General features: G+C 45.2%; 25 protein-coding genes and 1 other RNA gene. 5 read left to right on the top strand and 21 right to left on the bottom strand.

What is annotated here, in order from left to right; all coding sequences use genetic code 11:
- Positions 1 to 187: 187 nt before the first annotated feature.
- The 5 genes from ACWQAU_RS11915 to ACWQAU_RS11895 form a co-directional block, all read right to left on the bottom strand.
- The gene (locus ACWQAU_RS11915; RefSeq protein ID WP_027821882.1) at positions 188 to 1,369 is read right to left on the bottom strand and encodes a class I SAM-dependent methyltransferase; all 1,182 of its coding nucleotides are present in this window, start codon (positions 1,367 to 1,369) and stop codon (positions 188 to 190) included.
- Between the two features lie 295 nt (positions 1,370 to 1,664).
- On the bottom strand, positions 1,665 to 3,188 hold the full coding sequence (locus tag ACWQAU_RS11910; RefSeq protein ID WP_003642756.1) for a sensor histidine kinase: 1,524 nt from the start codon (positions 3,186 to 3,188) through the stop codon (positions 1,665 to 1,667).
- Complete coding sequence (locus tag ACWQAU_RS11905) at positions 3,185 to 3,913, bottom strand: response regulator transcription factor (RefSeq protein ID WP_003646617.1); 729 nt, start codon at positions 3,911 to 3,913, stop codon at positions 3,185 to 3,187. The genes ACWQAU_RS11910 and ACWQAU_RS11905 overlap by 4 nt, the downstream gene beginning before the upstream one ends.
- 372 nt (positions 3,914 to 4,285) lie before the next feature.
- Positions 4,286 to 5,629 (bottom strand): PFL family protein, encoded by a 1,344-nt coding sequence (locus tag ACWQAU_RS11900; RefSeq protein WP_003642754.1) that lies wholly within the window; start codon positions 5,627 to 5,629, stop codon positions 4,286 to 4,288.
- Positions 5,630 to 5,638: 9 nt separating this feature from the next.
- Positions 5,639 to 5,908, bottom strand: coding sequence for an ACT domain-containing protein (locus ACWQAU_RS11895; protein WP_003646616.1), 270 nt, complete (start codon positions 5,906 to 5,908; stop codon positions 5,639 to 5,641).
- A gap of 196 nt (positions 5,909 to 6,104) precedes the next feature.
- On the opposite strand from ACWQAU_RS11895, the gene ACWQAU_RS11890 reads away from it, so the two are divergent.
- Entirely contained in the window at positions 6,105 to 7,043 is a 939-nt protein-coding gene (locus ACWQAU_RS11890) for a DMT family transporter (RefSeq protein ID WP_011101810.1), read from the top strand.
- Positions 7,044 to 7,125: 82 nt separating this feature from the next.
- Positions 7,126 to 7,497: a transfer-messenger RNA gene (gene ssrA, locus ACWQAU_RS11885) on the top strand.
- A gap of 302 nt (positions 7,498 to 7,799) precedes the next feature.
- Here the strand turns inward: ssrA and ACWQAU_RS11880 are convergent.
- The 7 genes from ACWQAU_RS11880 to ACWQAU_RS11850 all read right to left on the bottom strand — a co-directional run bounded on the left by ACWQAU_RS11880 (position 7,800) and on the right by ACWQAU_RS11850 (position 13,611).
- Complete coding sequence (locus ACWQAU_RS11880) at positions 7,800 to 8,360, bottom strand: ECF transporter S component (protein ID WP_003642750.1); 561 nt, start codon at positions 8,358 to 8,360, stop codon at positions 7,800 to 7,802.
- Between the two features lie 75 nt (positions 8,361 to 8,435).
- Positions 8,436 to 8,753, bottom strand: coding sequence for a hypothetical protein (locus ACWQAU_RS11875; protein WP_027821881.1), 318 nt, complete (start codon positions 8,751 to 8,753; stop codon positions 8,436 to 8,438).
- A gap of 213 nt (positions 8,754 to 8,966) precedes the next feature.
- Positions 8,967 to 10,154 carry an MFS transporter gene (locus tag ACWQAU_RS11870; protein WP_024521739.1) on the bottom strand — a complete coding sequence of 396 codons (1,188 nt, stop codon included), beginning with the start codon at positions 10,152 to 10,154 and terminating at the stop codon, positions 8,967 to 8,969.
- A gap of 105 nt (positions 10,155 to 10,259) precedes the next feature.
- Positions 10,260 to 11,003 (bottom strand): NUDIX hydrolase, encoded by a 744-nt coding sequence (locus ACWQAU_RS11865; protein WP_079111827.1) that lies wholly within the window; start codon positions 11,001 to 11,003, stop codon positions 10,260 to 10,262.
- Between the two features lie 58 nt (positions 11,004 to 11,061).
- A complete protein-coding gene (locus ACWQAU_RS11860) occupies positions 11,062 to 11,226 on the bottom strand; it encodes a hypothetical protein (RefSeq protein ID WP_003642746.1) in 165 nt (54 codons plus the stop codon).
- Between the two features lie 561 nt (positions 11,227 to 11,787).
- Positions 11,788 to 12,651 carry an alpha/beta hydrolase gene (locus tag ACWQAU_RS11855; RefSeq protein WP_027821880.1) on the bottom strand — a complete coding sequence of 288 codons (864 nt, stop codon included), beginning with the start codon at positions 12,649 to 12,651 and terminating at the stop codon, positions 11,788 to 11,790.
- Positions 12,652 to 12,717: 66 nt separating this feature from the next.
- Entirely contained in the window at positions 12,718 to 13,611 is an 894-nt protein-coding gene (locus tag ACWQAU_RS11850) for a C40 family peptidase (RefSeq protein ID WP_021356572.1), read from the bottom strand.
- A gap of 221 nt (positions 13,612 to 13,832) precedes the next feature.
- Between ACWQAU_RS11850 and ACWQAU_RS11845 the strand changes: the two genes are divergently transcribed.
- A complete protein-coding gene (locus ACWQAU_RS11845) occupies positions 13,833 to 14,297 on the top strand; it encodes an Lrp/AsnC family transcriptional regulator (RefSeq protein ID WP_003642743.1) in 465 nt (154 codons plus the stop codon).
- Between the two features lie 146 nt (positions 14,298 to 14,443).
- Here ACWQAU_RS11845 and ACWQAU_RS11840 read toward each other — a convergent pair whose 3' ends face one another.
- Together ACWQAU_RS11840 and ACWQAU_RS11835 are read right to left on the bottom strand one after the other, a co-directional pair.
- The gene (locus ACWQAU_RS11840; protein ID WP_003642742.1) at positions 14,444 to 14,665 is read right to left on the bottom strand and encodes a hypothetical protein; all 222 of its coding nucleotides are present in this window, start codon (positions 14,663 to 14,665) and stop codon (positions 14,444 to 14,446) included.
- A gap of 25 nt (positions 14,666 to 14,690) precedes the next feature.
- Positions 14,691 to 14,921 carry a hypothetical protein gene (locus tag ACWQAU_RS11835; protein ID WP_003642741.1) on the bottom strand — a complete coding sequence of 77 codons (231 nt, stop codon included), beginning with the start codon at positions 14,919 to 14,921 and terminating at the stop codon, positions 14,691 to 14,693.
- Between the two features lie 223 nt (positions 14,922 to 15,144).
- Here ACWQAU_RS11835 and ACWQAU_RS11830 point away from each other — a divergent pair, with 223 nt between their 5' ends.
- Complete coding sequence (locus ACWQAU_RS11830; protein ID WP_079111828.1) at positions 15,145 to 16,335, top strand: GGDEF domain-containing protein; 1,191 nt, start codon at positions 15,145 to 15,147, stop codon at positions 16,333 to 16,335.
- Between the two features lie 260 nt (positions 16,336 to 16,595).
- On the opposite strand, the gene ACWQAU_RS11825 is transcribed toward ACWQAU_RS11830, so the two are convergent.
- Positions 16,596 to 18,149 carry an ABC-F family ATP-binding cassette domain-containing protein gene (locus ACWQAU_RS11825; protein ID WP_003646605.1) on the bottom strand — a complete coding sequence of 518 codons (1,554 nt, stop codon included), beginning with the start codon at positions 18,147 to 18,149 and terminating at the stop codon, positions 16,596 to 16,598.
- A gap of 84 nt (positions 18,150 to 18,233) precedes the next feature.
- Positions 18,234 to 18,821, bottom strand: a complete 588-nt coding sequence (locus ACWQAU_RS11820) for a GNAT family N-acetyltransferase (protein ID WP_003642738.1) — start codon at positions 18,819 to 18,821, stop codon at positions 18,234 to 18,236.
- Between the two features lie 968 nt (positions 18,822 to 19,789).
- On the opposite strand from ACWQAU_RS11820, the gene ACWQAU_RS11815 reads away from it, so the two are divergent.
- On the top strand, positions 19,790 to 20,239 hold the full coding sequence (locus tag ACWQAU_RS11815) for a VOC family protein (RefSeq protein ID WP_011101813.1): 450 nt from the start codon (positions 19,790 to 19,792) through the stop codon (positions 20,237 to 20,239).
- Between the two features lie 86 nt (positions 20,240 to 20,325).
- Here ACWQAU_RS11815 and ACWQAU_RS11810 read toward each other — a convergent pair whose 3' ends face one another.
- From ACWQAU_RS11810 to ACWQAU_RS11790, 5 genes are all read right to left on the bottom strand, one after another.
- Positions 20,326 to 20,598, bottom strand: a complete 273-nt coding sequence (locus ACWQAU_RS11810; RefSeq protein ID WP_235851286.1) for a hypothetical protein — start codon at positions 20,596 to 20,598, stop codon at positions 20,326 to 20,328.
- 265 nt (positions 20,599 to 20,863) lie between these two features.
- The gene (gene nagE / locus ACWQAU_RS11805) at positions 20,864 to 22,852 is read right to left on the bottom strand and encodes an N-acetylglucosamine-specific PTS transporter subunit IIBC (protein ID WP_027821877.1); all 1,989 of its coding nucleotides are present in this window, start codon (positions 22,850 to 22,852) and stop codon (positions 20,864 to 20,866) included.
- A 189-nt stretch (positions 22,853 to 23,041) separates the two neighbouring features.
- Positions 23,042 to 24,016: a ketopantoate reductase family protein gene (locus ACWQAU_RS11800; RefSeq protein ID WP_013355767.1), complete on the bottom strand. Its 975-nt coding sequence runs from the start codon at positions 24,014 to 24,016 to the stop codon at positions 23,042 to 23,044.
- 605 nt (positions 24,017 to 24,621) lie between these two features.
- Positions 24,622 to 25,518 carry a DegV family protein gene (locus tag ACWQAU_RS11795; RefSeq protein WP_003644677.1) on the bottom strand — a complete coding sequence of 299 codons (897 nt, stop codon included), beginning with the start codon at positions 25,516 to 25,518 and terminating at the stop codon, positions 24,622 to 24,624.
- Between the two features lie 150 nt (positions 25,519 to 25,668).
- Positions 25,669 to 26,949, bottom strand: coding sequence for a homoserine dehydrogenase (locus tag ACWQAU_RS11790; protein WP_079111829.1), 1,281 nt, complete (start codon positions 26,947 to 26,949; stop codon positions 25,669 to 25,671).
- Positions 26,950 to 26,983: the final 34 nt, after the last annotated feature.

Raw genomic sequence — 26,983 nt, 5'->3', positions numbered from 1 at the left:
GAATTATTTTACCAGTTAAGTAACCGTTTTACCAGTCACAACCAGGGATTCAGGGTTAAATATAATTATTTTTATATTTTCATGAATTCGTTTTCTTAGTGATAGGGACCGTTTTCAATTAATGAAAACGGTCCCCGAAATACCCTTTAAAATTTTTTTCTATTCCACTTAAATTATGGCGCACACACTACTTATCGAGTGTCAAAACCAGAACCTTCAAATAGTTGCTTGCCAAGTAAGCCTTGCGCGTCACGAAGTCTGCTGGTAACCGGAACGTCTCACTAAGTGTGAAGTGCCGATCACTGCCGACAAAGGCCGCCGTGACCGCGGCTTTAAACTTCTTCATTGAAAAATTATTCGCAGTCGTTGCAATCACTAATTGCCCATCACGCCGAACAACTGGTAAGGTCGCTGTCAATAAGTCAGTTAAATCAGTTGCAACTTGGAACTTCTGCTTTTTCACCCGCGCAAAAGTCGGTGCCGTTACGACAACAACGTCATAACTTAGTCGGTGCTTCTGGGCGTAATCTAGATAGCTGTTCACTTCGATTGCTCGAATTTCCTGCTTATCAGGGTCAATATTATTGACCGCCAATTGATCAGCGGTCTCTTTGGCACCCTTCTTACTTGTTTCAATGGAAATCGTCTTGGCAGCACCCGCAACGGCAGCAGCAGCCGTAACCCCATTTTCCTGGCTAAACAAGTTCAAGACCGTCTTACCTTGCAATTCGGCTCCGGCCAACCATTCCCGGATGGGACGCATATCTAATAGTAACCCGGTCGTTAAATCATCAGCAAGGTGTAATGGATACGTCACCGCGCCTTCAGTCACTAATAACGGCTCTGGTGCTGCTTCACCCGTGACGAGTTGACTCTTTAAGTTAGCTTCTTCGACATTAAATCGTAATTTCGCATAGATGCCTTTAAATTGATGTTCAGTAGCCGCTTCAAAAGCCGCATAGATCATTTCGCGTTGCTGGTAAACACCTTGTGCGTACCATGTAATGACATAGTAATCTTGATAACGATCGATTGCTAACCCGCCGAGACCGTCGCCATCCGCATTGAAGACCCGTTGTGGTAACTGTGGATCCATGCTCGTTGCTCGCCGGACCAACGCCTGTTTGAATAACTTACGAAAGTAATCGGTCGTTGGCGTCTCACTTTCATCCAAGCTCAAGACCCAGCCTAGTTGCCGACGATGCTTCGCAATCAGCGCGTAGCCCATAAATTGAGAACTTGCCATTAACGCCACAAAAGAGCCATCGGTTAGTTTCATACTCGGATCCTTGAGATCATCTTGTACGAGTAAAGGATAGCCGTCCTTGACTTTACGTTGCGAATTTCCCGTAATTTGTACTCTTTGCATAGTTGTTGTTTCTCCTATTCATTTCAAATCTTATCTAAACTATTGATAAATCGCTGTTTGCAGCCTTGTTAAGGGTAACATATTTAGCCTCAGAGTGCGAGGTAGAACAGTGTCAATCGCTGAAAAGTATTAGGCTTAAGGTCCGCAATCGATTACTATTAAACGTCCGTTCCTACTATTAATGATGGGTTATTGCTATGGCCCACCGTTACCCCGCATTAGCAAAACCGGGCCTCGAGATCATTACGATCCCCAAGCCCGGTCCGTACGGATTTACCCGCTTTAAACTATCACGTTAATCATCAATAATCGGTTTATCAAAACCTTCATCTGGGAAAGTAACGGTAAAGCACGTCCCTTCGTTCTCCACACTGTCAACCTTGATCGAACCACCATGTTGTTGGACTAATTGATGTGAAATCGCTAGCCCTAAACCTGATTCACCATACTTCGTATTCTTTCGTGATGGGTCAGCCTTATAATACCGTTCCCAAATATTTTTGACTTGGTCCGGTGTCATCCCAATCCCATGGTCTTGAATCGCGACAACCGTCGCATGATCCGTACGGCTACCCGTTACTTCGATCACGTTAGCTTGTGAAAACTGAATGGCATTCTGCATGATGTTAAACAAGACCTGAACAAAGCGATCATAATCGGCCCATACTGGCAGTTTCTCGGGAACCGTCAGCTTGAATTCATCATCCGCGGCGGCCGCTTTCTTTGTGAGCTGTTCAACTAAGTTATGCAAAACCTCGGCGCCATCAAAATTGGTCTTGTTCAAAGCAATCTGTCCGGTTCGAATTTTTTCGTAATCCAAGTTCTCATTGACTAGTCGAATCAACCGTTTCGTCTCATTTTGCATCAGTTCAATTGAATGACCCTTGTCTTCTTCTGGAATAGCATCGTACGCTAACCCTTCCAAAATACCATTGATCGTAGTCAACGGCGTTCGCATTTCGTGGGCCGCATCGGCCATAAACTCCCGACGCCGCTTTTCCTGTCGCTTAATTTCTTCATTGGAAGTTCGCAGGGAGTTGACCATGCCGTTGAAATCATCCGCCAAGTCATCAATCTCATCCTTATGATTACTGTCAACTTGAATGTCAAAATCACCATTTGCGACCGAGTGCGTCGCGTACCGCAATCGATTAATACGACGAACGGAATAACGTGCCAAAATGTAACTTAACAACAGAGCCGCAATCCCCGAGACTAACAGTGCAATGAACAGATTTTTTTCGATCTGCTGTTCATTGGCCTGCAAGGTCTGTTCAAACGACCCAATCGAGATGGCCCCAACAAACTTCTTCGTTGCTCCATTCTTATAGAAAAGGGGCACTAAAACGTCAATGGTTCGCAACGACGGTGTATTCACGGGTTGATCACGATTGCGTGTTCTGAACGTTACGTGGGGCGACTGCGTAATAATCTTATTCCGCTTCAGCTTCTTCCAATCTTTGGCTGAGATCTTGGGATCATAAATCGAGCCACCAGGGGTCCCACTCATTGTTGTCCCCATACCACTTGGATAGACCAACTTTTTGTTAGCATCATATACCGAAAAGTGAATATGTTGATCTCGTAAGATGACGGTCCCATCATTTAGAAATTGTTGATTAAACCCGACAACTTGATTAGTCTTCGTATTATACCGAATAGCTTCCTTTTCAATACTCGCGGCGTACTGCTGCAATTGTTGCCATGAGTTTTGATAAAGCATCGTTCTAGTCGTTCGAATAAATGAAAATCCGAGGACGACGATTACCGTAATAATGACGGCAAAGAACGCTAGCATTTGTTGATAAATCAGTTTCATTGAGCGTCAACTCCACTATCATCAAACTTGTAGCCGACCCCCCAAACCGTCTGAATAATTTGTGGCCCAGCTTTTTCAATCTTTTGGCGCAATTTTTTGATATGTGCATCCACAGTACGTTCGTCACCATAATATTCATAGTCCCAGACCAGTTGCAAAAGTTGTTCGCGTGAGAAAACTTGCCGCGGCTTTTGAGCTAAGGTCTTCAATAAATCAAATTCTTTGGGGGTCAAGTCTTGAATTTGTTTGTCTGCTAAATAGGCTTCCCGCGTCTTGGTATTCAGTTTAAAATGGTCCGTCTGAACATCAAAGGAACTCACCGTGCTGGCAGGTTGGTCAGCCGGCGTGGTCTTAGCCAAATCTGCTCGGCGATGAAGGGCCTTGATCCGAGCAATCAGTGTAATCGGTGAAAACGGCTTGGTGACATAATCATCAGCGCCCATCTCTAAGCCAAGTACCTGATCACTTTCCGAATCACGGGCCGTCAACATAATAATTGGTACAGTTGGGGAAGCCTTGCGAATATCCGCACTAACTTGCATGCCATCCTTGCCTGGCAAGTTCAAGTCGAGCGTCACCATATCCCAGCCATCGACATCTTCATTGAACATTTCGACAGCTTCATTGCCATCATAAGCAAAATGGGCATCCCACTTTTCCTTCTTAAAAAACATGGCCATCATTTCAGAGACCGATTTATTATCTTCAATCATTAATAATTTCATAGTGCAACGTCCTCCAAGTTAATTACGATTGCTAACTTTGTTGATTAATCATCATTTATTAACCTATCTATTATCATACCCTACTTCGCGCTAGGATTCAGGATTAGTATAACAACAAATTAATAACAAAGCGTGCACGATTTGTGAAATAACTGTGTCATCCCATCATTGAGGGACACTTAATAATCTTGGCACATCAGTCACACATCATACCAGAGTCATGCTCACTGACATAAAAAGCACGATTTTCTGCCGTTCATACCGACCAGGAAATCGTGCATCATTCAGTTACATTTCACGAGTTGCGAGCGTGAAGTCACCATTTAAGTTCAGGATGACTGCCGGTTCGCCCCTTCACAACGTCCACTGTGCCTAATTCTTAAAGGAGTGGATTGGTGCCGGAATATGACCCCCACGCTTAATGAACGTCGTTGGTTGATTGGTGTTGACCGGCATAACTGGTGCTTGACCGAACAAGCCCCCAAATTCAACCGCATCACCAACACCTTTGCCGGTAGCTGGTATGACGCGCACCGCCGTTGTTTTGTTGTTGATCATCCCAATCGCAGCTTCATCGGCAATCATCCCACTGATAGTCGCGGCACTAGTATCACCAGGTACTGCAATCATATCCAGACCAACTGAACACACTGCTGTCATCGCTTCAAGTTTTTCAATATTCAAACGACCAGCACTGACCGCCCGAATCATCTCAGCATCTTCAGAAACCGGAATAAAGGCACCCGACAGTCCACCGACATGTTCGCAGGCCATCACGCCACCCTTCTTCACGGCATCATTCAGTAAGGCCAACGCCGCCGTTGTTCCCGGCGCACCGACACTTTCCAACCCGATTTCTTCCAGGATCTCAGCAACCGAATCGCCTTCGTTAGGCGTTGGTGCCAGTGATAGATCAACAATCCCAAATGGGACGTGCAACCGTTCTGACGCGATGGACCCAACAAATTGCCCCATCCGTGTCACTTTAAACGCCGTCTTCTTAATTTGTTCCGACACAATGTCGATCGACTGACCGCGAACTTCTTCTAAGGCTCGTTTTACGACACCAGGGCCACTGATCCCAACGTTAATAACTCGATCAGCTTCACCAACACCGTGAAAAGCGCCCGCCATGAACGGATTATCGTCGACCGCATTGGCAAATACCACTAAACTCATGCAATTGACCGGATCGTCAGCCGCAATCTGCTTTATAATACGACCCATTTCACCGACCGCGTCCAAGTTGATTCCAGCCCGTGTCGACCCGACATTTACCGAACTGCAAACACGGCTAGTTGCAGCTAACGCGGCGGGAATCGATGCAATCAGTTTGCGGTCCCCACTCTGATACCCCTTCTGAACCAGGGCGGAGAAACCACCAATGAGATCGACACCTAGCGCTTGAGCTGCCCGTTCCATGGTTACTGCGTACGCGACATAGTCTTGATCCTGACTCGCAGCCGCAATCAATGCAATCGGCGTTACCGCAATTCGCTTATTGATGATAGGAATACCGTACTCTTCTTGAATTTGAGCGGCCACTTTGACCAGGTCCTTCGCGCTAGTCGTGATCTTATCATAGATTTTTTGCCGGGCCCGCTCACCATCACTATCAACACAATCAAAGAGCGAAATGCCCATTGTGATTGTACGAATATCAAGATTTTCCTCGGCCACCATCTGAATTGTTTCTAAAATTGAACGACTTTCCATGGCCGCCTCCTATAACTTCTGAATTGCGTCAAAAACCGCTTGCCGTTGAATTCGAATCGTTAACTCTGATGCCTCACCGAGCGATTCTAACGCCGCTTTGGCCGCCGCAAAACTTAATTGCTGGTCATCCCATTCCGCCGATAGCATCATGGTAAAATTATGATCCATCAAGGTTTGCGAAATATCGACAATATTGATTTTTAAACGTGCTAACTCGTTCGCTACTTTTGCGACAATTCCCACTTGGTCCTGTCCCACAACGGTAATAATTGCTTTCATCTTTATAGCCTCCGTTAGACGCATCATTATTCGCGTTTGATTGTTCATATCATAGCATGAGTTCTTCTGAAACGCACCCGTTACTTTTGATGAAGTAACCCATGAGAATAATAAGAGATTCCTCATAAACATAGGTTCCCAGACGCACCTTTGCTATAATGAAAATTGCTTATTATTTTCAGAAAGGAGTCGTAATTTGACACAACAAAATCATTTACGGGGCGTCTTACTCGCTAGTAGTGCCTGTATTCTGTGGGGTATCTCAGGGGTGGCTGCGAGTACCCTCTTCATCAATAATCCGCATCTAACCGCAATGTGGCTAACGCAGGTCCGCATGATCAGTGCAGGCTTGATTTTACTCGTCTGGGGGATGGTGGCTGGTAAACACCCCTTTAAAATCTGGCATCACCGCCATGCCGCTTGGACAGCGGTGAGTTACGGTTTGCTGGGGCTGATTCCGGTTCAACTTTGCTATTTCGAAGCGGTTCGCGTTGGTAATGCCCCGATTGCCACGATTATTCAATTTCTTGGCCCATTCATTATCAGCATCTATTACTTCTTATTTAAGCACGTGACACCCAGTCGTATCGAACTGATTGGTATGATCATGGCCTTTATCGGGACACTATTGATCGTGACACACGGTCACTTAAACAGTCTGGCAATTTCACCCGTCATCTTGTTCTGGGGCGGCTTATCCGCCATCGGGGTCGCCACGAACACCTTGATTCCGCGAACCATTTTACCAAAGTATGGCGCATTAACCGTCACTGGCTGGGGGTTACTGATTGCGGGTCTGTTTCTAACCTTGTTACAACCCATGTGGCGTGTCCACCTGACGATTACCTGGCCCCAATTAGGCTTGTTAATCGTCATTATTCTCTTAGGAACGGTGGCCCCCTTCCTGATGTTTGCGCGTAGTTTAAGCGATATTCTACCGACAACGGCCAGTTTGATGGACGCCTTCGAGCCCTTAGCCGCGACGGTTTTCTCGATTACTTTTCTAAACGTTCAACTCACTAGCTTCGATTTTATCGGCGGCTTACTGATTATCTTGGCAGTCATGGCACTTTCACTGAACACACATAAAATGTTGCACTTTTTGCGGCGCCGCCGAGCACACTCTTCATCTTAAACTGCTGTAATGATTGTCATGACCACTAGACAGATTAGTTGGCAGAACAGTTGAGCTGTGCTAAACTAGGATTGTTGAATTTGGGGATGTTCTGGATTCGACAGGTATAGTTTGAGTTCGGATTGCGCTTCGTAGGTTGTGTCTACGTAAAAACGCTCAGTTTAAATTATAACTGCAAAAAATAATAACAATTCTTACGCTTTAGCTGCCTAATAAGCGCTTAACGTAGATCCTCCCAGGATCGTCCATGTTCTGGATCTGGGTCCTAAATTTAGTGGACTTACGCTCAAAGCTTCCACCTGGAGTTGCGAGAAGAGACTAATCAGGTTAGTCATTGCTGGGTGCCCTGTCATACGGCGTTTGCAATGATGAAATTTAAATAGTATGAATATGAGCGTAGATATCCGAGGGGCAATATGCTTGGACGCGAGTTCGACTCTCGCCATCTCCATTACTAAGTTTCAAAGTGATGTAATAAGCTCCAGAACACTTGTTATATCAATATTCATTAAAGCTATCCTAACGGGATAGCTTTTTTTGTCCTATTTTGATTAGCGTGCTACTTCAGTAAAAAGCCCTTTTCCAAATTGGAAAGGGCTTTTTTTACCGATAATACAACCATGGTTAACCTGATCAACCAAAATCTGTCCAATAATTATAAACGCCACAGCCAACGGTGTTAAAGTGGATTGCAACCAGTCTGTTAAAATAATAACCGCTCACGGCACTAATCCAGCTGCGTTAGCATACGACCATTTAGACCGTACCGACCCGCTGGCGGTTAAACCCAACCTGTACTAAGATCCGATACAATAACGGCACAATGATGACACATGCCACCGCATTAATGGTCGCTGCTAATAAACTCGTGAAGGACCCAATCATGGCGACCTTGAGCGTTGTCCCCACCATTAAGGCTTCAATCACGCCTGTACACCACGAAGTGACGATTTTTGTGAGCCCTGCGACTAACGATACCCAGTAAAGCCGGCCGATACGATCTTCACGATAGCCGATTGACTTGAAACTCAGGTTGACCATCGCGGCCAGAATAATTGCTTCAATAATTGTTAACCACGAAGTTGCGGCATACCCATTCAGAATATCAAACAAGCCAAGCCCCACTGCACCAGCCGTAGCACCATAGCCAAAACCAAGCAGCATCACTGCGAGCACTGTCAAAATATTACCAAAATGAATAAATGGCCGCCCAACAATCGCGGGCAACGGAATTCGTAATACACTGATACCAATAAAAATAATGGCGGCAAATAACCCTGCCAAGACGAGTTTTTTTAATTGTTCAGACCTTCCCATTCAATTCCCTCCAATTTTGCACATCTATTTATCATTATATTCTAATATAAGTGTGAATCAATTGATAGTCCTAGTCTATTTTTTTCGTGACGGTAACTGAATAATAGTCGCTCGTGTGGGCGTCTCAACACTTACTTCATACGCAACTGCTAACAAATCATAAGCAGCTCGGGGCATTTTGTATTGATGACACACTAAATAATAACCTAGATCAACAGCGATTTGGTGCGCGATAGCAATACTGTCACCACTACGATTAAGCCGGCCACGAGCCCGCGCAACTAACCTGGTCAACACAACATCGCTTCGAATCTCAATTGCCATGCTGGCAAGTGCTAGTTGGGCACTTAATCGTTCATTCGGTTGGGTCGTACGTGCTTTTGCCTTTGCCATTTTTTTCAACTCCTCAGTGTAATCATAGGAGTTTCACTTTGGCTTCGCAACGAATGACACCCTCAAAGCCGCGTCATCACTGAGCTTGTTTAACTTTCACAAAAAATATTATTGAATCATTTCAATTCAAATTCAGCAACAGCGCCCACATCACTAGTCCATTCCATATAAGTAAATTTAACTTACGATTTAATTTATATCTGCCACCGATACTTAATCATCCGTCTCTTGATTCGGTAACCCGAATAGCAATACCCCAACACCGAGTAAGAGTACGGCCACGAACACCATAAAAATTGCCGGAATGCCAAATCCAATTGCCATCAGCGCACCAACTAAAAATGGGCCGATGGTTGCGCCAATGCGACCAATTGACTGGGCAACGCCCATACCAATTCCCCGTACCGCGGGCGCAAATTGCCCCGGTGTGAAAGCAATCATAATTCCCCACGCCCCTAGCGTAAAGAACGACAACCATGCACCACTAATCAGAATCATCGTTGGATTATTGGCCGTCCCAAAAGCTGCGGCACTGACGACCGTCCCAATCAGATAAGTTGCCAATACCGCCTTACGCTTGACGACGCCGATCAACCACGCAGCTAGATAATAGCCGGGAAGTTGCGCCAAGCTCATCAACATCGTATAGCCAAACCCATGTACTAATGAAAATCCGCGCAACACCAAAACGCTTGGAAGCCATAAAAACATACCGTAATAGGCAAACATAATCACAAACCATAGAATGCTGAGGCAAATCGTAGCTCGTCGATATTTAGCGGACCACACTTGCCGCAATGCCTGTCTAAAATCAACTTTTTGTGGCCGATTAGCCTCCTGTTCTGCAGGTAAGTGTCGGCGTAACAGCAACGCATACAACCCCATTAAGGCGGTGATTAAGACCGTCATCCGCCAACCAATGTGTGGCATCACTAAAAAGGCCAATAACGATGCTGCAATCCAACCAAACGCCCAAAAACTATCTACCAGGACTAGCATGCGTGAGCGCTGTGTTCCCGTATAATGATCAGCAATCATTGTCGCAGCAACCGGTAGTTCACCCCCCAGACCAATGCCAGTCAACAACCGAACGACTAAGAACCACTCGACGTTCGGGGTAATCGTCAATAACAAATTACCAAGCGAAAAGAGCAGTAGCGTCCCAATGAGGACCGGCTTACGCCCCAATTTATCTGCTAAATAGCCGCATACCAAGGCCCCAATCATCATGCCAAGCGTGGTGATCGCACTGACTGCTCCCAACTGTCCTGCAGTTAGCTGCCAACTTTCTTTAATAACCGGCATCACAAATGATAGCAGGGCCACGTCTAACGCATCAAAAAGCCAGGCCGTCCCGATGACCCATAATAGCTTAGCACCATTTCTTTTACTTTCGACCATTCCAATACTCCCCCAAATTTCCTAATTAGCCTTCCACTAATTTAGGTATTTTTTACCTTTATGGTGCTATAAAAGTAGCATACCGACTTGGACGTGTCAAATGAACTACTTTAGCCGGTATACCTTAGCGGGGCGTCCAGAAGAGCCAGGTCGGGCTGTCCCCACCTCTGTAAATAAATGAACGTGGGTTTTACGAAAGTTTGAATTGTCGATAGTTGCCACTGGCTGCCGCCACAAAATCGCATACAGCTGGCGCGCCTGTTTGAGTGTGAACTGCTCACCTAACACTAATAAGATCGTAGGAGCATAATCCAGGCGATTGCGCACACGTTGTAGGGCGTTTCTTAAGATCAGGCCATGATCGGCGGTTAACAACTGCTTGGCGATTCGTTGATAAAACTCCCGCTCCGTCTGCGAATCGGGAACACCATCAAATGCCAAACCATCAGCGACCAGATCATCACGATCCACCCGCGGCGTAATGGCAAACCACTTGACATCGCGCGCACCATACCCCGGAACTAGTTCCGGCTTGACTGGCAAATAAACCATATACGTCAACGCCAGTGAGCGTTCACCCGGCACGCGATCGACCGCGGTAAACGTCCCTAACTGTTCTGTATGGAATTGGGCAAGCTGGACGCCCAACTTCTCACGAACTAATCGCAATGCGGCTTCATCCGCACTCTCATCCGTGCTCAAATACGTCGTCGGTAATCCCCAGGTATTCTCAAAAGGAGCGTGATCACGCTGAATAAGCAGGACCAGCAGTTGCTTGGTCACTGCATCGAAACTCCAGATTACGTTCGTAATACTGATTAATGGCCGATAACTGACTTCATGCGCCATTCAAATCGTCCTCCTACAAAAACGGCCACTGGCAAATGCCGTGGCCGTTGTTTATTTTTTAATTCATTGCTTGTAGCGCTTGAACCGTCCACCCGTTAATGGCTGACTTTTCAATAATTGCTTTTTTTATTTCCCAGACATCCGCTTTGATATAGCGATGTCGGGCGGTCATTAAGGGAATATCAGTGTAGACCTCTTGACCGCGATTAATGGTAACGCGCATTGAATTACATCCTTTCCTAATGCTCAGGAAATCTGTAAATAATTCTAATACTCAATACTGGGGCAAGTACATGATACTAAAAATTAATTTATCCAAAATCTGAGGTAAATTTAATCCGGCAGCGTGAAGTCCACCGAACTAACAATTAACTTTATCATATTTTTGAAGTTATCGCTAACAGAATGCTCTTTCTTTGACTTAATTTAAATTTAGCCCTAATAATGAAGGCGTTTGCATTGTGTAAAAACAGATTCCGATTTACACTAAAGGTAATTTTATAAGGGAGGTTTTTACATGCGCAATTATAAATATGCCGTATATGGCGGTATCTCAGTTGTTTATTTAATTACCCTATATGCGTTGTACCACCTTATTCGAACGGCTTATATTCTATTCTTTCTCTAGCCCAGACCAACCCGCTGACTTCAGGATAACGATCATCAAACAAGCTCATCTGACCTGACTAAGGCCGGATGAGCTTGTTTGATTTTGATTCTAATTGCGTAACATGACTGACTCACAATCCCAAACCAACTACTGATTAGCAGAGCCCCAGTCATATCATCGATGCCATAAAAAGCGGTCAACTGCCAGTGCTACCTTAGCATTTTCATGTAACTGGCTGTGCTGCGCACGGGCCCCATAAAAGTCTTTTTCGGTGTAATCGACATCCCGCCCACGCAATAAATACTTGATGGAACGGGCCGACACGTTGGTGACCAAGCTGTCCGAATGACTACCATCGTTCAAGGTTCCCACGATATTCAATAGTTGCACATTTTTAGGAAAATTGTTCCGCTTGGCTGCCAATAATTCATAGGCTGCATGCAAATATTTCGGTTGCCCAGAAGTCAGAAACGAGTTCTGATTAGCAACATCATCTTCCCCGACCACCCCATCAAACGGGCCAGCGATCGTTACTAACTTATTGATCTTCGGAAAAGTCGTCGTTTGTTGCGTCATCAGCATATTAACGCTAGCGACACAGCCCGCAGAATGGGCGACGATATTATAACGTTTAAACGCGTGCTGCTGTTGAACCGTGGTAATCACCCTAGCCAGCCAAGCACTCTGTTGGTCATACTGGGCCAGATTGTTCTTGAACACGACTTGAATTATCGGGTTACGCACCCGACCACGCCATTTACCCGTCAACGTCACTTGACCACTGGTACTGACCGTTGCCACCAAAACTTTGTGAGCATGAGCAGTCTTTTCAGCATGCGCAATCAGGGTATTCGTTGACTTCGCACTCCCCTGAAACCCGTGGACGTAAAATGTGGGGGTCTGTTGATTCACATACGGCGATATTTTTTTAGTACTTGCCGCCTGTTGCGTTGCTTGTTTCTTAGTGGTTTGAGAACCACAACCGGTTAAGCCAACGACTAATAAGACTGCCAACAGCCACCATTTAATTTGTTTCACTTTATCCGCCCCATTAATATTTTGAAATATTCTACTTTAATTAAATCTAAGTCAATTGAACTCACATTACCAATTTCGTTTGACAGCGACCAACTCATCTTGTAAATAAGTGCTTGCTAACTGCAAGTATGTCACGTGTTTGCCAGGCGTGGGTGCATGTAATAGCCAGCCATCACCGGCATATAGGGCAACGTGGTGTACCGCACCGTTCCCATGATTATGAGCAAAGAAACACAGATCCCCAAGCTGGGCATTTGCTAAGTCGACCGCCACTCCTTGCTTGATCTGATCCTGAGCATCGCGCGGTAAGCAAATACCTAGACTGCGATGCAAGGTATAGACGAATCCAGAACAATCGAAACCATAAGCACTGATGCCACCCCATAGGTAGCGTAAATCCAAGAATTCTTCACCGAGTCGAACGAGTGTCGCTCCCGGTGTCAAGCGCGCGGTTCTAAATGCAAACTGCGTCGCACGTTTTGCAATTTTGCCCGTTCCGAGTGGGGTCTGGACCGTATAATAACGATGATCTTTGCTACTAATAACGGGTAGTTCCGTTCCAAGGCTAAGATTTAAGAACGTACGGCCATCTAAGCGTAGTAACGGCGTAAAACCACGCCGTATCGTAATCATCGGCCCAGTTTGAACCGGCAATGGGACGGTCGACAATTGCGCCGCCCATACCCATCCTGGATACCCCTGTGGATGCCGGGAGTCGGCCTGATTAACAACGTAACCATAGGCCCAGCCATTGACAAACTGTTCGACTAAAAAGACGTCGTTAAATAACGCCTGCGTCACGATGCGATTGTCGCGTTCCAAAGCCACAGTATCTTCATCTGATAACTGCGCCAACCATGGTTGTAAGCCGACATTTGCTAGTGCCGGAGTATCGATGGACGTATTGTTTGGCTGCCGCCACACGTTCGCAACGGCCGCAATGATCCGTGTTGATTGCATTCTAGTCACCTCATTTTTTCAGTTTACCATATCTCCGGAACCACGTCTGGCTTCCTGGTCAAACCTTGAAGTGATTTTAACTTTAATCGATCGCCCCACACCGCCGTGGCACCTCGGCACGTTAAGAAGCTATCCTTTCAGTAGAAACTTTACACTAAATATTAAAAATCACTGTGAAAGTATGCTATGATACTAATAATTACTTAGGAGGCGTTTTAACGATGGATAAAACCGATTTGAAGATTTTGAACGCCTTGCAGGCCGACGCGCGAATCTCCTTAAAAGCGCTCGCCGATCAATGCTTCATTTCTTCGCCCGCAATTTCCGCTCGCATCACTCGTCTGAAAAAGAGTGGCATCATTCGTGACTATCAAGCAAATCTTAACTTTGAAAAGCTCAATTACCACATAAAAGCCTATATTCAACTCCAACTTGAACCAACGCAAAAGGAGCGCTTTTACCCATTTGTTGCTGGCATTCCTAATATTCTGGAATGTGACTGTATCACGGGTGAATACTCTCAAATTTTGAAAGTGATTTTCGAATCAACGCAGGCATTAGACGAGTTTGTCAACCAATTACAAACATTTGGAAAAACGAGTACTCAGATCGTCTTTTCAACAAGTGTCCCTAACCGTGGCCTCACGTTGCCCGATGATCACGACATGTCTAAAATTAATCATTAATCCGCATGCACAGGGAAACTGTAGCTTAATAGGCGCACCGAGAAACCATGTTAGTTTCTCGATGCGCCTATTTAATGAATTCCAATTGCAATGTCAGAGATCGGTAGCCCGCTTCAAATCAAACCCAACTATCAGTTATGGGCACCTCAGGACCAATTCAATAACCTAAAAATCGCTTGTGGTGTCGTCACTTGATAATGACGCTTGAGAACTTCTAAGCCAATATTACAGCCTACCAATAGACTCCCACCTAAAGCCACGCCCACCCATAATTGTGGTCCCAACCAATGAATGGCAACTAAACTACACAAAAATAACACCGCACCAACAATCATTCCTAGCGTGTAACTCACAAACCATCGTCTCATTGGGCACCTCCACGACACAAACTAATTACGCGAATCGGTTCATCACATAAATTGCACCAAGTCCAATTCCCCATAAAACTAACAGCGGTAGTAAAACGAGCATGCCGAACTGGTACCAACCTAATACCATCATAAATAAAATCTCAACACTATGGCCGAACACTAATAATTGAAAGTATTCACGAAAATACCACTGCACGCCGATACCAATCAAGAAACTAATCAAGATCACACCATAGAACGTTCCATGCAGCATTTTACAAACTCCTTTTTATTGCGTTTGCTATCTAACCTTACATGGTAAGTATGCCGTATTGAGGCCTAAATCATCATCATATTTATGTAAAGACTAGGTTATTTTTCAGTAAAGACTGTTTGATGATTTTTAAATTATTGCAAACTGCTGTTAACAGTTACCTGCGTAACGTGTTATGATTAAAGGACAAATTAATTAAACGCAACAATTATGGGGGCGCACTGTGTTACATCTACTTACGCTATCGAGCTTAGGCCGAGATCTTTTTAATATCAAAATGCTAATTGTCATTCTCATTACAATTGGCCTGATCACCCTAATGACCATTCTGACCTACCTCCTAGAGCAACAGGTCCATCGTCGTCAAAATCGATATTGGACTATTGGGGCCCATGGTGCCGAGGCTTTAAGTGTCCTCATTAGTATGATCCTATTACGACAAATATTCATTACGCTGAATTCAGGTAGCATTATCAGTTGGACCTACGCAACGGTTCAATTAACGATTCTTCTGTTCAGCCTTAACACCATGCGCAACCTGGCCGTTGAAATTATTAACCTGTTAATGCCATTGTTCATTTATGGTCAGGCCATCTGGTTGGGCCACAGCACGCAGTACCTGCCAGTTTTTCTGGCCATGGCCATTATCTTGATTAGTACAGTCGTCTATATTACTCATAACTATCAAGAATTACACGCTACTCAATGGAAGTATCTCCTGTTCCAAATACTATATAGTGGCACTTGGTGGGGCGTTATTTGGTCAGTTCATCCGTTCAAATTGAGCCATACACTCGTCATCATTCTAGCCTTTGTCCTTTACATGTGGTTGATTCGTTTAGCAGTCAATCGCGTCCAAAAGTTTTTCAATGAAGTGCTCACCTTTGATCAACAAGTCAATTACGATGAATTAACCGGTATTCGTAACAGCGCCAGCTTTGACACGCATGCGCATGAAGTGTTTGCCGCGTATCAGCACCATCAAATGGGGCCCGTCACCATGGTCATGTTCGATATTGACCACTTTAAAGCCTTTAACGATCAGTACGGCCATCTGGCTGGCGACGTCGTACTCCGACACGTGGCGCATTTTGTTGAACTTGAACTTAATCAGCGCAGCACTCACGGTCAGATCTTCCGCTATGGCGGTGAAGAATTCGTCATCATTTTTCGTGGTATCTCAGCGCTTGAAACTGGTCAAATAATGCGTACGATTCAGCGTAAACTGAAAACAGTGCCAATCAAATTTAACGCTCAAACGTTGAACGTGACCGTTTCAATTGGTATTTCAGAATTGCAACCAACCGACCAGACTTTCACTGATTGGTTCGTCCGCGTTGACGACTACCTCTATCAGTCCAAGCAGGCCGGTCGCGACCAGACCACGGTTGAAAGTCAATTACTAACGGATTAATAATTGTTCCCAAAAGGCCGTTAATTTGTAAATTCGTTCCCGATTTACAAATTAACGGCCTTTTTGGGTTTAGCGATTACCGATGGGGACAATGGCGCGCTGACGGTCCAATAATTACTGAATCGCCAGCAGTCCATTTTCAAATTAACTAGTCAGCTAAAAATAATTTTCTCCTAATCAGGACATCCAAAAACAGTCCATGCTTGAATGTCTGTCCACAGACAAGCCCAAGCATGGACTGCTATTAAAAAGGATAAGAATTAGCCTTGTCGTTCTTTCAAACTGAGTTTCTCGACGTTCAATTCCTTGTCAACCCAGCCATTCACAAAACTGCTCTCATGACTAACCAAGATTAGATTACCTTGGAAAGCCTGTAATGCACGCTTGAGGCCTTCTTTAGTTTCATCGTCCAAATGGTTCGTTGGTTCGTCCATAATTAAGAAGTTACTTGGAACCAATTCAAGCAAGGCTAATTTAACCTTAGTCTGTTCGCCCCCACTGAGTAAGTGCATTGGCTTCATCGCATTCGCCGCATTAATCCCACACTTAGCCAACTTAGTCCGAATTGTCTTCGGTAACATCGTAGGGTATTCATTTTGAATCGTCTGTAACGGTGTCAACTGTGGGTTATCCCATTCCAAATCTTGATTGAAATAATTGATTTTAGCAGATGGCGAAAAATCTGACTTACCACTTAACGCTGGAATTACACCTAAAATTGACTTGATCAAAGTTGATTTACCAACCCCATTAAAGCCCTTAAACGCTAATTTTTCACCGTTGGTCATCGTAAAAGTCACGGGTTCCAACAACGGCTTTCCGTACCCAACAGACAGCTTCGTCACACTCAATGCATTTTGAGAACCCGTATCAAGGTATGGAAAGGCAAACTTAGCGTGTTCATTTTCACTCGGTGGATCAACCCGATCCAAATGCGATAGCATCTTTTCCCGTGACTTCGCCATCGTTGACTTTGAACCGGCCTTGTTCTTGCGAATGAACTTTTCGGCTTTTTCAATCACAACTTGTTGCTTTTCAAACGCCTTCAGTTGGGCTTCCTTACGTGCTTCTTTTTGCCGCATAGCCGCTTTAAAATCGCCCCGGTACTTAATAATTTTACCGAATGCCACGTCACAAATACAGTTTGTGACCTGTTGTAAGAAATCATAGTCATGAGAGATCACCATAACGGCCCCTTCAAAGCCGTTCAAATAATCTTCCAACCAACTGATATGCGCCGTATCGAGGTAGTTCGTCGGTTCATCAAGAATAATCACATCCGGGTTTTCCAGCAATAGTTTAGCCAAGATGATCTTCGACCGTTGACCACCAGACATCTCACTGATGACGTGATCCCGACCGATTTCATCTAATCCTAGTCCGGTAATTACCCGTTCCATTTCTGTCTCAATATCATAAAAATTATTGGCTTCCAAGGTCTCCTGAATCCGACCTGCACGTTCCAATAACTGGTCATCCATCTTTTCAGCATAATCCGCATAAAGTTGTTGCATCTGCGCATCTAAATCATACAAGCGTTGAAAAGCCGTTTTCAAAAAGGCGTATAGCGTCATGCCGGCTGGAATATCGGCGTATTGATCCAGATAGCCAGTTCGAACGTTGCGCTGCCACTTGATCTGACCAGATAATGGTAAGATCTGGCCAGTTAAAATCTTAATTAGGGTACTCTTACCCGCCCCATTTTGACCAACGATACCCATATGATCCGCTCGTTCCAGCGTAAAATTCGCATCGTCATATAATTTACGGTCCGCAAAGCTTTGCGATAAATCCGTTACTTCTAGTAAAGCCATGTTGTTTTCAACCTACACTTTCATTTTGACCCGTATTAAAACGGGCCCCGTCATATCACGAGGCCCGTTGCGATAGCCCTGATACTAAGCTAGCACCAAGTCTTTATCTAGTTCATATTGCATATGGAAGTACATCCGATCACCGATAGGCTTAATTCCTACCGATTCGTAATGATAACGGTCATAGAGCTTCTTAGCTCCTAAATTAGCCATGTCAACGTTCAAACCAATCCGCTTTTGACCAGCTTGTCGCGCGTATCTTGGCAGGGCGGCGAGTAACTTCCCGCCAATCCCATGACCCTGATAATTCGGGTCGACCGCAATCGAATCCAGGTACCATTCGTGCTCATAACTTTCAGCTTCAGCTTCAAATGCTGAACCAAACGCATCATTATTCGCAGTAACTCGTGCTAACACGTCGTCCACCGCGTCCTCATTTTTGTCAGGATAACCAAACGCTACCCCGACCACTTGACCATCGGCCTCGGCCACTACCGTCGTTGCCTTACCAGACAAATAATCAGGTGTCCGGTAAGCGGCAGTAATGGCCTGCTCTAAGTCAGGTTCAGGAATGTCGTCTAGTTCCTCAAGTTGCATTTCATCAAAAATCATATTAATTAGCGGTGCTATCTGGCCCGCGTCGTCTTGATCGGCTGGTCGAATTGTTATCACGAATAGCCCTCCTTCTTATAGTAACACCTACATTACTATGAAAAGCAAGCATTGTCAAAAGTCGCGTCCGGTGTGAACGGTTACAGTTGTTATTTTTTGAGTTGCTTCCCAAATACGGTCACATCCGTCCCATTATCAATCGTGGTATACTGAATAACACCGTCTTATACTCATTATTATTGGCATGAATCATGATTAAAACATACCAGTTGGGTAAGTTCAAAAGCAGCCAGCTTAGGCCCGCTGGAAAAGGATCTATTTAGCGTAAACTTGCTTAGTTAGCGACGTCCTACACCGACTTCCAGGCATTTCTGCCAATTGCTGGAACGCGGTGGACACAGATTTAAGCCGAAGACCACGTCTTAAATACTGGTCTTCCACTAACCAAGCCAAGGACGCTTGCTAAGTGGAATTTCACCGCTGAGCATTGGCCGAAACGCCTTCCAGTCGGGACAGTATTCGAATGGCTGACGAAGATGTACCCAACCTTTGATGGACTTATCATTGTTCCTCATAAACGGTAATTTTGTTAATTACCTGTCAGTCTGAAAGTGATATTGTGGGAGCTCACTACTCCTCAAGTGGCATAGTAATAATCGAACGTCTCGACAAAGTGGTTAATGGAACCCTGACGTTTCGTTTAAAGTTCCGGTGTCAAAATAGTCAGCGACAAATTTTACCAAGTTAAGTGGCCGTTAATCTGCCATTCGAGCGGGTTCCAAAAACGTGTTCGGTGCCACTAAAGCCTGTGCCTGCTACGCCAACGGACAATGCTCAGTAGCCAAATTATTCTTAGTCGGAAGTGTCTTTCTTCCGGCTTAGAATAAGACTCGTATTTGAGATGACGCGGGTTATGCGTTAGCTCAAATCGATGTCGGCTGCGTTCCAGCAATTGGCACCCAGCCCCGGAGGTCGGCATAGGACGCGCAACGGCTGACGAACAGCAATCTAACTGGTACATTTTAATCATGGTTCATGCCAAATCTGATGAGTACGACACGTTTAATAATGAATTATTTTTGAAGGGATTTGAGCTTGTGAATATTCGCGATATCGATCATTTGACCCTAACCGTTACTGACATTGCACGGTCATTACGGTTTTACCATGAAGTATTTGACCTTCCCATTGTGACCTTCGATGGTGACCGTCAAGCTGTCTTAGTGGGTAAACAAAAAATTAACTTTCAGACCACTAACCAGCCACACCAACCCATTGCGGCTAAGCCGACACCCGGCAGTGCAGATCTTTGCTTGATTGCGAAGGATAATATTGATGATATTCAGCATCACTTAAAGAGTTATTTCGTGGATGTGATTACCGGGCCGGTTGAAAGAACTGGTGCCCACGGAAAGTTGACGTCACTGTATGTTCGTGATCCTGATAACAACTTGATTGAAATTAGTAACTATCATTAAAAAACACCACAAAGACTAATCATTAAAAACGCCCAGGGCAACTGTTCAGTAACTTGCGAACAACTGCCCTGGGCGTTTTTTGATCGTTATCTGGATATTTTAGTCAATCGTTGATCAATCTGCACTGCTAGCTGTGTCATTCCAGCGGCTGTCAGTCCCGTTGCTTCTGGATAAATCAGAACTCGCGCACTAGCTTGTAAGTCCAACACGACTGCCCCTGGTCGACTGACGACCAGCAATTGGTGGTCGGTCACCGGTAAGTCGTCCGCGGTTGCAACCCTGACCTTAAGCATCGATTGAGTTAGCGCCTGCATTAGTCGCTTGACTAGTCGTGCATCAAGTGCCGCGTCAATCACCATGCTTCCTGAAACTGAATTCTGTAAAATCCCCGTTGGCGTTGAGTTCAATACTAATACTTAGTCAATCATGTTACCGCCCCCCTATAATGCCAATAGTATATCGTGGGAGTCAGCGGGAAGCAATCAAACGCACTGTCCCCGCATCAAGCTGTTCATTTGCTGTCATCCGTTGCCTCGATAACCAATGCGACAAAAAAAGTTCCGCCTAAATCGAAAAGATTTAGACGAAACTTTTTCAATAAACCCAACGTCGACAGCGCGTAACTTATTCAGCTGCGCCAATCAAATCACCGCTAGTCACATGACCAGTTGGATTAAGGGTTAGTTTGTTAACGTGATCCATATTGGTGATAACGACCATCATGGTTGTCGCTTTACCGGCTGACTTGATAGCAGCCAAGTCAACCGTCGCTACCGCAGTACCGGCCGCAATTTCGTCACCCGTTGCCACGTGTAACTTGAACGGCGTACCATTCATTTCCACGGTATTGATCCCCATGTGTAATAAGACTTCTAAACCACTCGTCGTCTTCAAACCGATAGCGTGTTTGGTCGGAAAGACACTTGTCACTGTCCCACTAACCGGAGCAACGACTTCACCATCTTCGGGTTCAACAGCGTAACCATCACCTAAGAGTTTACCAGCAAACGTCTCATCCGCAACCGCACTAATCGGCATTAATTGTCCCGTTGCCGGTGCCCGCAAAATCGTTGTCACCGGCGCTTCCGTTACAGTAGCAGTTTGCGGTTCAACCGGGGCCTTTGATTCAGCATCAGATGCCGGGGTCGTCGCCACCTGACCAGAAAATAATTTTTGTAAAGCCTCCGCGACGAACTGGACTTCCGTGCCAATCACAATGTGAATGTTATGAATATCCAGTACGTTCAAACCAGGCACGCCAGCAGCCATTACGGCCGGCTGATCGACTTTTTCCGTATCCTTAAGTTGTAACCGCAGCCGCGTCGTACAATTGTTGATCACACTAATATTGTCATGACCACCAATAGCCGCATAAAGTTGCTTTGCTTGGCGCATATACTTATCATCCGTTGCTGCAACGGCCACCGCTGGACTAGCAGGTGCACCCACCCCATCGACATCTGCAGACACAACTTCACGACCAGGCGTCTTCAAATTAAACCGTTTGATTGCAAAGTCAAAACCAAAGTAATAAATGACGGCCATCACCAGCCCTTGAACCAGTAACATATAGGGTTGGTTGGCTAACGGCATCCGAAAACTCAATAAATAATCGACTAACCCGCCACTAAACGAAAAGCTGGCGGTCCAGTGCATTAACGCGGCGAATCCTAATGATAGTCCCATAAAAACGGCATGTAATAAGTAGAGCGGCCATGCCACGAACATGAATGAAAATTCAAGCGGTTCGGTCACCCCCGTAAAGAACGACGCAAACGCACCAGCTAACATCAATGAACCCACTTCTTTTTTTCGTTCCGGTCGTGCATTACGATAAATTGCATACGCACCAGCTGGCAAGCCAAACATCATAATTGGGAAGAATCCAGCTTCATACATCCCTGTGATTCCTTTAACACCATGGCTGGCCCAGAAATTGCCAATATCATTGATCCCCGCAACGTTATACCAGAATACGGAATTTAAGGCGTGGTGCAAACCAGTCGGAATCAATAAACGATTGAAAAAGCCATATAGACCAGCCCCCACGAAACCTAATTTTGAAATTCCCGTTGCAAAGAGGACGATGGCATCGTAGACAAACGGCCAAACAAGGTACAATACCGCCGTCACAATCAGCATCACAAAAGCAGCCATAATTGGCACTAGGCGTTTACCACTAAAGAATGAGAGCGCCATTGGTAATTTTACTTCGTGGAACCGATTATAGAGCGCAGCCGCAATCAGTCCAGCACTGATTCCAATCAGCACATTGTTATCTAACGCGCTAAATGCTGGATTGATCTGACTCACTTTAACATTTAGCATCGTCGCTAATGTCGCTGGTTTTAACACCATCACCGGAACTTCAAACGCGATCAAACCAGCAATAGCTGCCGCGCCGTCCTTATTGACTGACATCCCGATAGCTAAGCCGACTGCAAACAGCAAGGCTAAGTTATTCAGGACAACGTTACCACCCTGAATCAAGTAATTTGCAAACAGCCACTGTTTTGGCAGGTAATTCCCAATCCCAACCAAAATCGCTGCTGCGGGCAACGTTGCAATCGGTAGCATCAATGACTGACCGATTTTCTGAAAATATGTCTTCATACCAATTTCTCCTCATTCTCTTTTTAAGCACGTTATAAATCCTATCACAACATGTTTTCATTGCAAGTTTACAAGGTCACCTAAGTGTATAGACCAATGTTAAAGAAACCGATTTCAACCTTACTAAATTAAGTTTTTCCGCCCACAAAAAAAGTTCTGAAAATACTCAGAACTTTTTCATTAATAATCTTATTTTTCAGCAACGGGGATTTCCGGGTGCCGGTATTGCCGCATCATTTCTGCTAAATGGACTTCGTGAGTCACAAACTCATGCACGCGACAAACGTAGTCATGTTCCCGCCCAATCTTAGCAATATAGCCATTAATATAATCAACTTCGGTTGGCCGTCCCTTTGAGAAGTCTTGATACATTGATGGATAATGGTACTTATAGGCTCGACTGACCGTTTCAACCGAGTCGATTTCTTCTTGCCGCGTCTCAATGAGTTTGATGCCTGCCCTTTCGCAAGCATCATAGGCTTCGTTGAACATTTGAGTCGCCATATCCTTGACGCCCGGATATTCGATGAATTGGCCCATCTGAATCTCGAACATCGTGCACAAACTATTGGTGACCGCGTTAAACACAACTTTGGACATGCACATGCCCATAAAATTATCAGACCAAATCGGATTTAAATCAGCCGCCTTAAAATCGGCCATCACTTGCTTGGTAGTCGTATCAATATGACCTGCATACTTACTCATATGCATCGCCTCACTACCCTTAGGCCCCATAAAATCAACCGTACCCGGACCATTCAAGACCGTTGCAATCATCGCCGTACCACCAATAATGTGATTTTCTGGGAAATATTGTGCAATCTTTTCAAAGTGCCCCATCCCGTTCATTGCGGCGAAAACGTACTGGTCCTCATGAAATAACGACGCATCGCGCTTGAGCTCATCGGCTAACTGCATTTGCTTCTTAAAAACAATCCAAACATCTGGATGACCCTGATATTCTTCAGGATAATAAATATTGATTGGAACGACATGGTGATTTTGATGATCACGCGCCACATCAACGCCGCCCTGCTCACGGACCTTTGCGACGTTTGGTTCCCACGTGTCGATAAAATCAACGTCAACACCGGCGTTTTCTTGTAACATTACACCATACCGATATCCCATTGCGCCTGCGCCAATAATGCCATATTTCATAAGTAAAACCATCCTTTCGTCTTGCCCACTATGTGTATATGTTCCCCGCTCGCTTCAGTGCTTTTCCAATAAACGGGCCCGTGCTTACGATCTACTATGTGCTGTCACGTGATGTCGAACAACTATGTGTTTACGATGATTAACCGCGATGCGCGACCTAAATAATGACTACTATGTGTTAACTAAAAAATAATGCTATGTGTCACTTGACGAAAAAGCGCCCTTTGAATAATCGATCAAATTATCCAAAGGGCGCTTACGCGCGGTACCACCTTATTGCTAACCGAACTCACATCCGGCTACTCATCGCGTTCACAACAACTAAACGCGTGCACAATAATGGGTGCTACCAGTGAATCTCGTAAAATTCACGCCAATCCTTTAACTTTTACTCACTTGTCATCACACCTTCACAGCAACGGCGCTTTCTGAGCATCACAAGTCAGTTACTCCTTAAAGCATTATAGCTTTTCATCAAGTTTTAATGTTATAACCATAATATCATTTTAGTAAAATGTCAACCTTCGATGCAAAACTTTTTTAAAACCCAGCTGTCTGTATACGACAGTATCATCAGCAAACCGCACACGGGCAACCCCAACGGCCTATTGTTTTTGCTCCTGATTGAGGGTCGTCAACAATGGCTTCCAATCTAATGACCAGATCATTCCGAGCGCATGGTCTCCAGTCAAGACGCCTAAAACTGGACCGATAACCCCAGTCTTGACCCGGACTGCTGGAAACTGATAACGTAGTTCGCTCGCCCAGTCTTCGGCAATCTGCGCGTCATTAGCGCTGATGACGTCCAGCCGAACTGGTAATTGACTGTTCATCACAAACTGACTAAATTCATCTTGAACAGCCTGTTGTGCATTTTTGAGCGTCCGTTCCTTACCTAAAAGTTGAATCTTCCCATGCCCATTGAACGTAATAATCGGCTTATTGCGCAACACCATCGTTCCGGCCAGACTACTATTGTTATAAATCCGGCCATTTTTAACTAGATGGCGCATCGAGTTAACGATTAAGACCGTCGTCGTAGCCGCCCGCAAGCGCGTCAGTTGCGCAATAATTTCATCTAAGGTGTAGTCCGCCAATGCCATGGCCGCAGCCAGCTTAACCATGTTCGCCGTCCCCGCGCAAGCAGTTCGTGAATCAAACACCCGCACGTCAATACCGTCAACTGAAGGCGCATAGGTCTTCAAATTATTGATCCAGCCACTGATACCACTACTCAACCCAATAACTAGAATTTGGTCATAGCCCGCCGCTTGCAGCTGATCAAAAACGACTTGCATCTCTGGCATTGAGATTTGAGAAATCGTTGGAATTTCTTTTTCAACTTTTAGTAATCGGTAAAATTGATCCGTCGTGATATCTACGTTCTCGTGGTAAACATGATTACCGAACATAATCGGGTCGTTCACCACCGTAATTTGGTAGTCTTTCACCGCCTGCGCTTTTAAATTAGCAGAACTTTCGGTCACCACCGCAATTTTCATAATTTCACTCCTCATCGTGTCAGTCAACCAACTGCCACGTCTCGCTAACTCATTTCAATTAGCTCATCCACTTAGCCATGGGTATCCCATGGGAACTTAGCATCAAAAAAAGACGCTCAGATACAGTATACTGTACCTGAGCATTCTTTTTCAAATTGCAACATTTATGGGAGATGTTATTGAATTTTCGGTCACTTGCTTCCAGTCCGTTGTACCGGCAATTGGTATCAAAGTCAGTGGCAAGTTCGCACGCAGCTTTTTGCGTTTCACCGCACTTAATCCAGTAATCTGATAACAATCATCGGCAATCGTTTTTACTGAGAAATCAGCTTCATTAGCGTAATATTTCACGGCTTCTGGTGCGACCGGACCAATGCCTAAGTATGTTTGTGGTAACTGGTCAAATCGAGTGACCGTTAACGAGACACTTCTTTTCTGGTTACGAATCATTCGATAACCATTGATAAGGTGCTTGGCCGCTACTAAGACGTCATTTAGAACACTATTAGCCGTCGCCGTACTTCCCGCACCCGGTCCGGTATACAAGCTGGTACCAATGGCTTCACTTTGAACAGCTACAGCGTTTTGGACCCCATTGATCTGACTCAGGGGTTGATCAACCGGCACGGCCACTGGCGCCACACGACAATACAAACCAGATCCGTGTCGCTGAATCTGCGCGAGCAATTTAATCTGCCAGCCATTTTCAGCTGCTAATCGACAAACCGAAGCGCTTAAATGCGTGATTCCCGTGGGTGCAATCTGCGGCAGGCTCAACTCTTGCCCAAAAGCAAAGCGACTGAGGATCATCAATTTGTATGCCGCATCAATGCCCGCAACATCATTAGTCGGATCAGCTTCGGCGTACCCGGCTACTTGTGCAGTAGCTAAAGCTTGTTCGTACGATTGCCCGGTTGCCATTGCACTTAGCATATAATTAGCCGTCCCGTTGATGATTCCGCTGACCGCCTGCACATTGTCCGTCACGTAACTATCTGTTAATGTCCGCAAGATCGGAATCCCCCCCGCAACACTAGCCTCGTAAAATAAATCACAGCCCTGTTTTTTGGCTAACGCAGCCAATTCAGGTCCCGCCGTTGCAATTAAGTCTTTATTAGCGGTCACGACAGCCTTACCCTGATTAAGTGCTGCCACAATGGCCTTTTTAGCAATTGCGACCGTCCCCATGACTTCAATGACTAGTTGGATTTTTCGGTCACAAACAACGTTCGTTAATGAATCGGTCAAGCGCGTCCCAATCGGTAACTGAACAGTCCGAGGCGCGTTCAAATGATTAACGGCAACTGCTGCTAGGTGCAACCGAATACCCTGCGTTTGTTCAATTTTGGCAGCCGAGCGGGTCAACCGTTCAACCACCCCACTACCCACAGTTCCTAACCCTAACATGCCCACTTCAATTGTCGTTGTCATTGTCGCACCCTCCGTTTCACATACTTTCAATCAT

It is taken from the genome of Lactiplantibacillus sp. 3062, from assembly GCF_055413545.1.
Note: the sequence above shows the minus strand (reverse complement) of the source record. Positions and strands in the feature narration are given on the sequence as shown.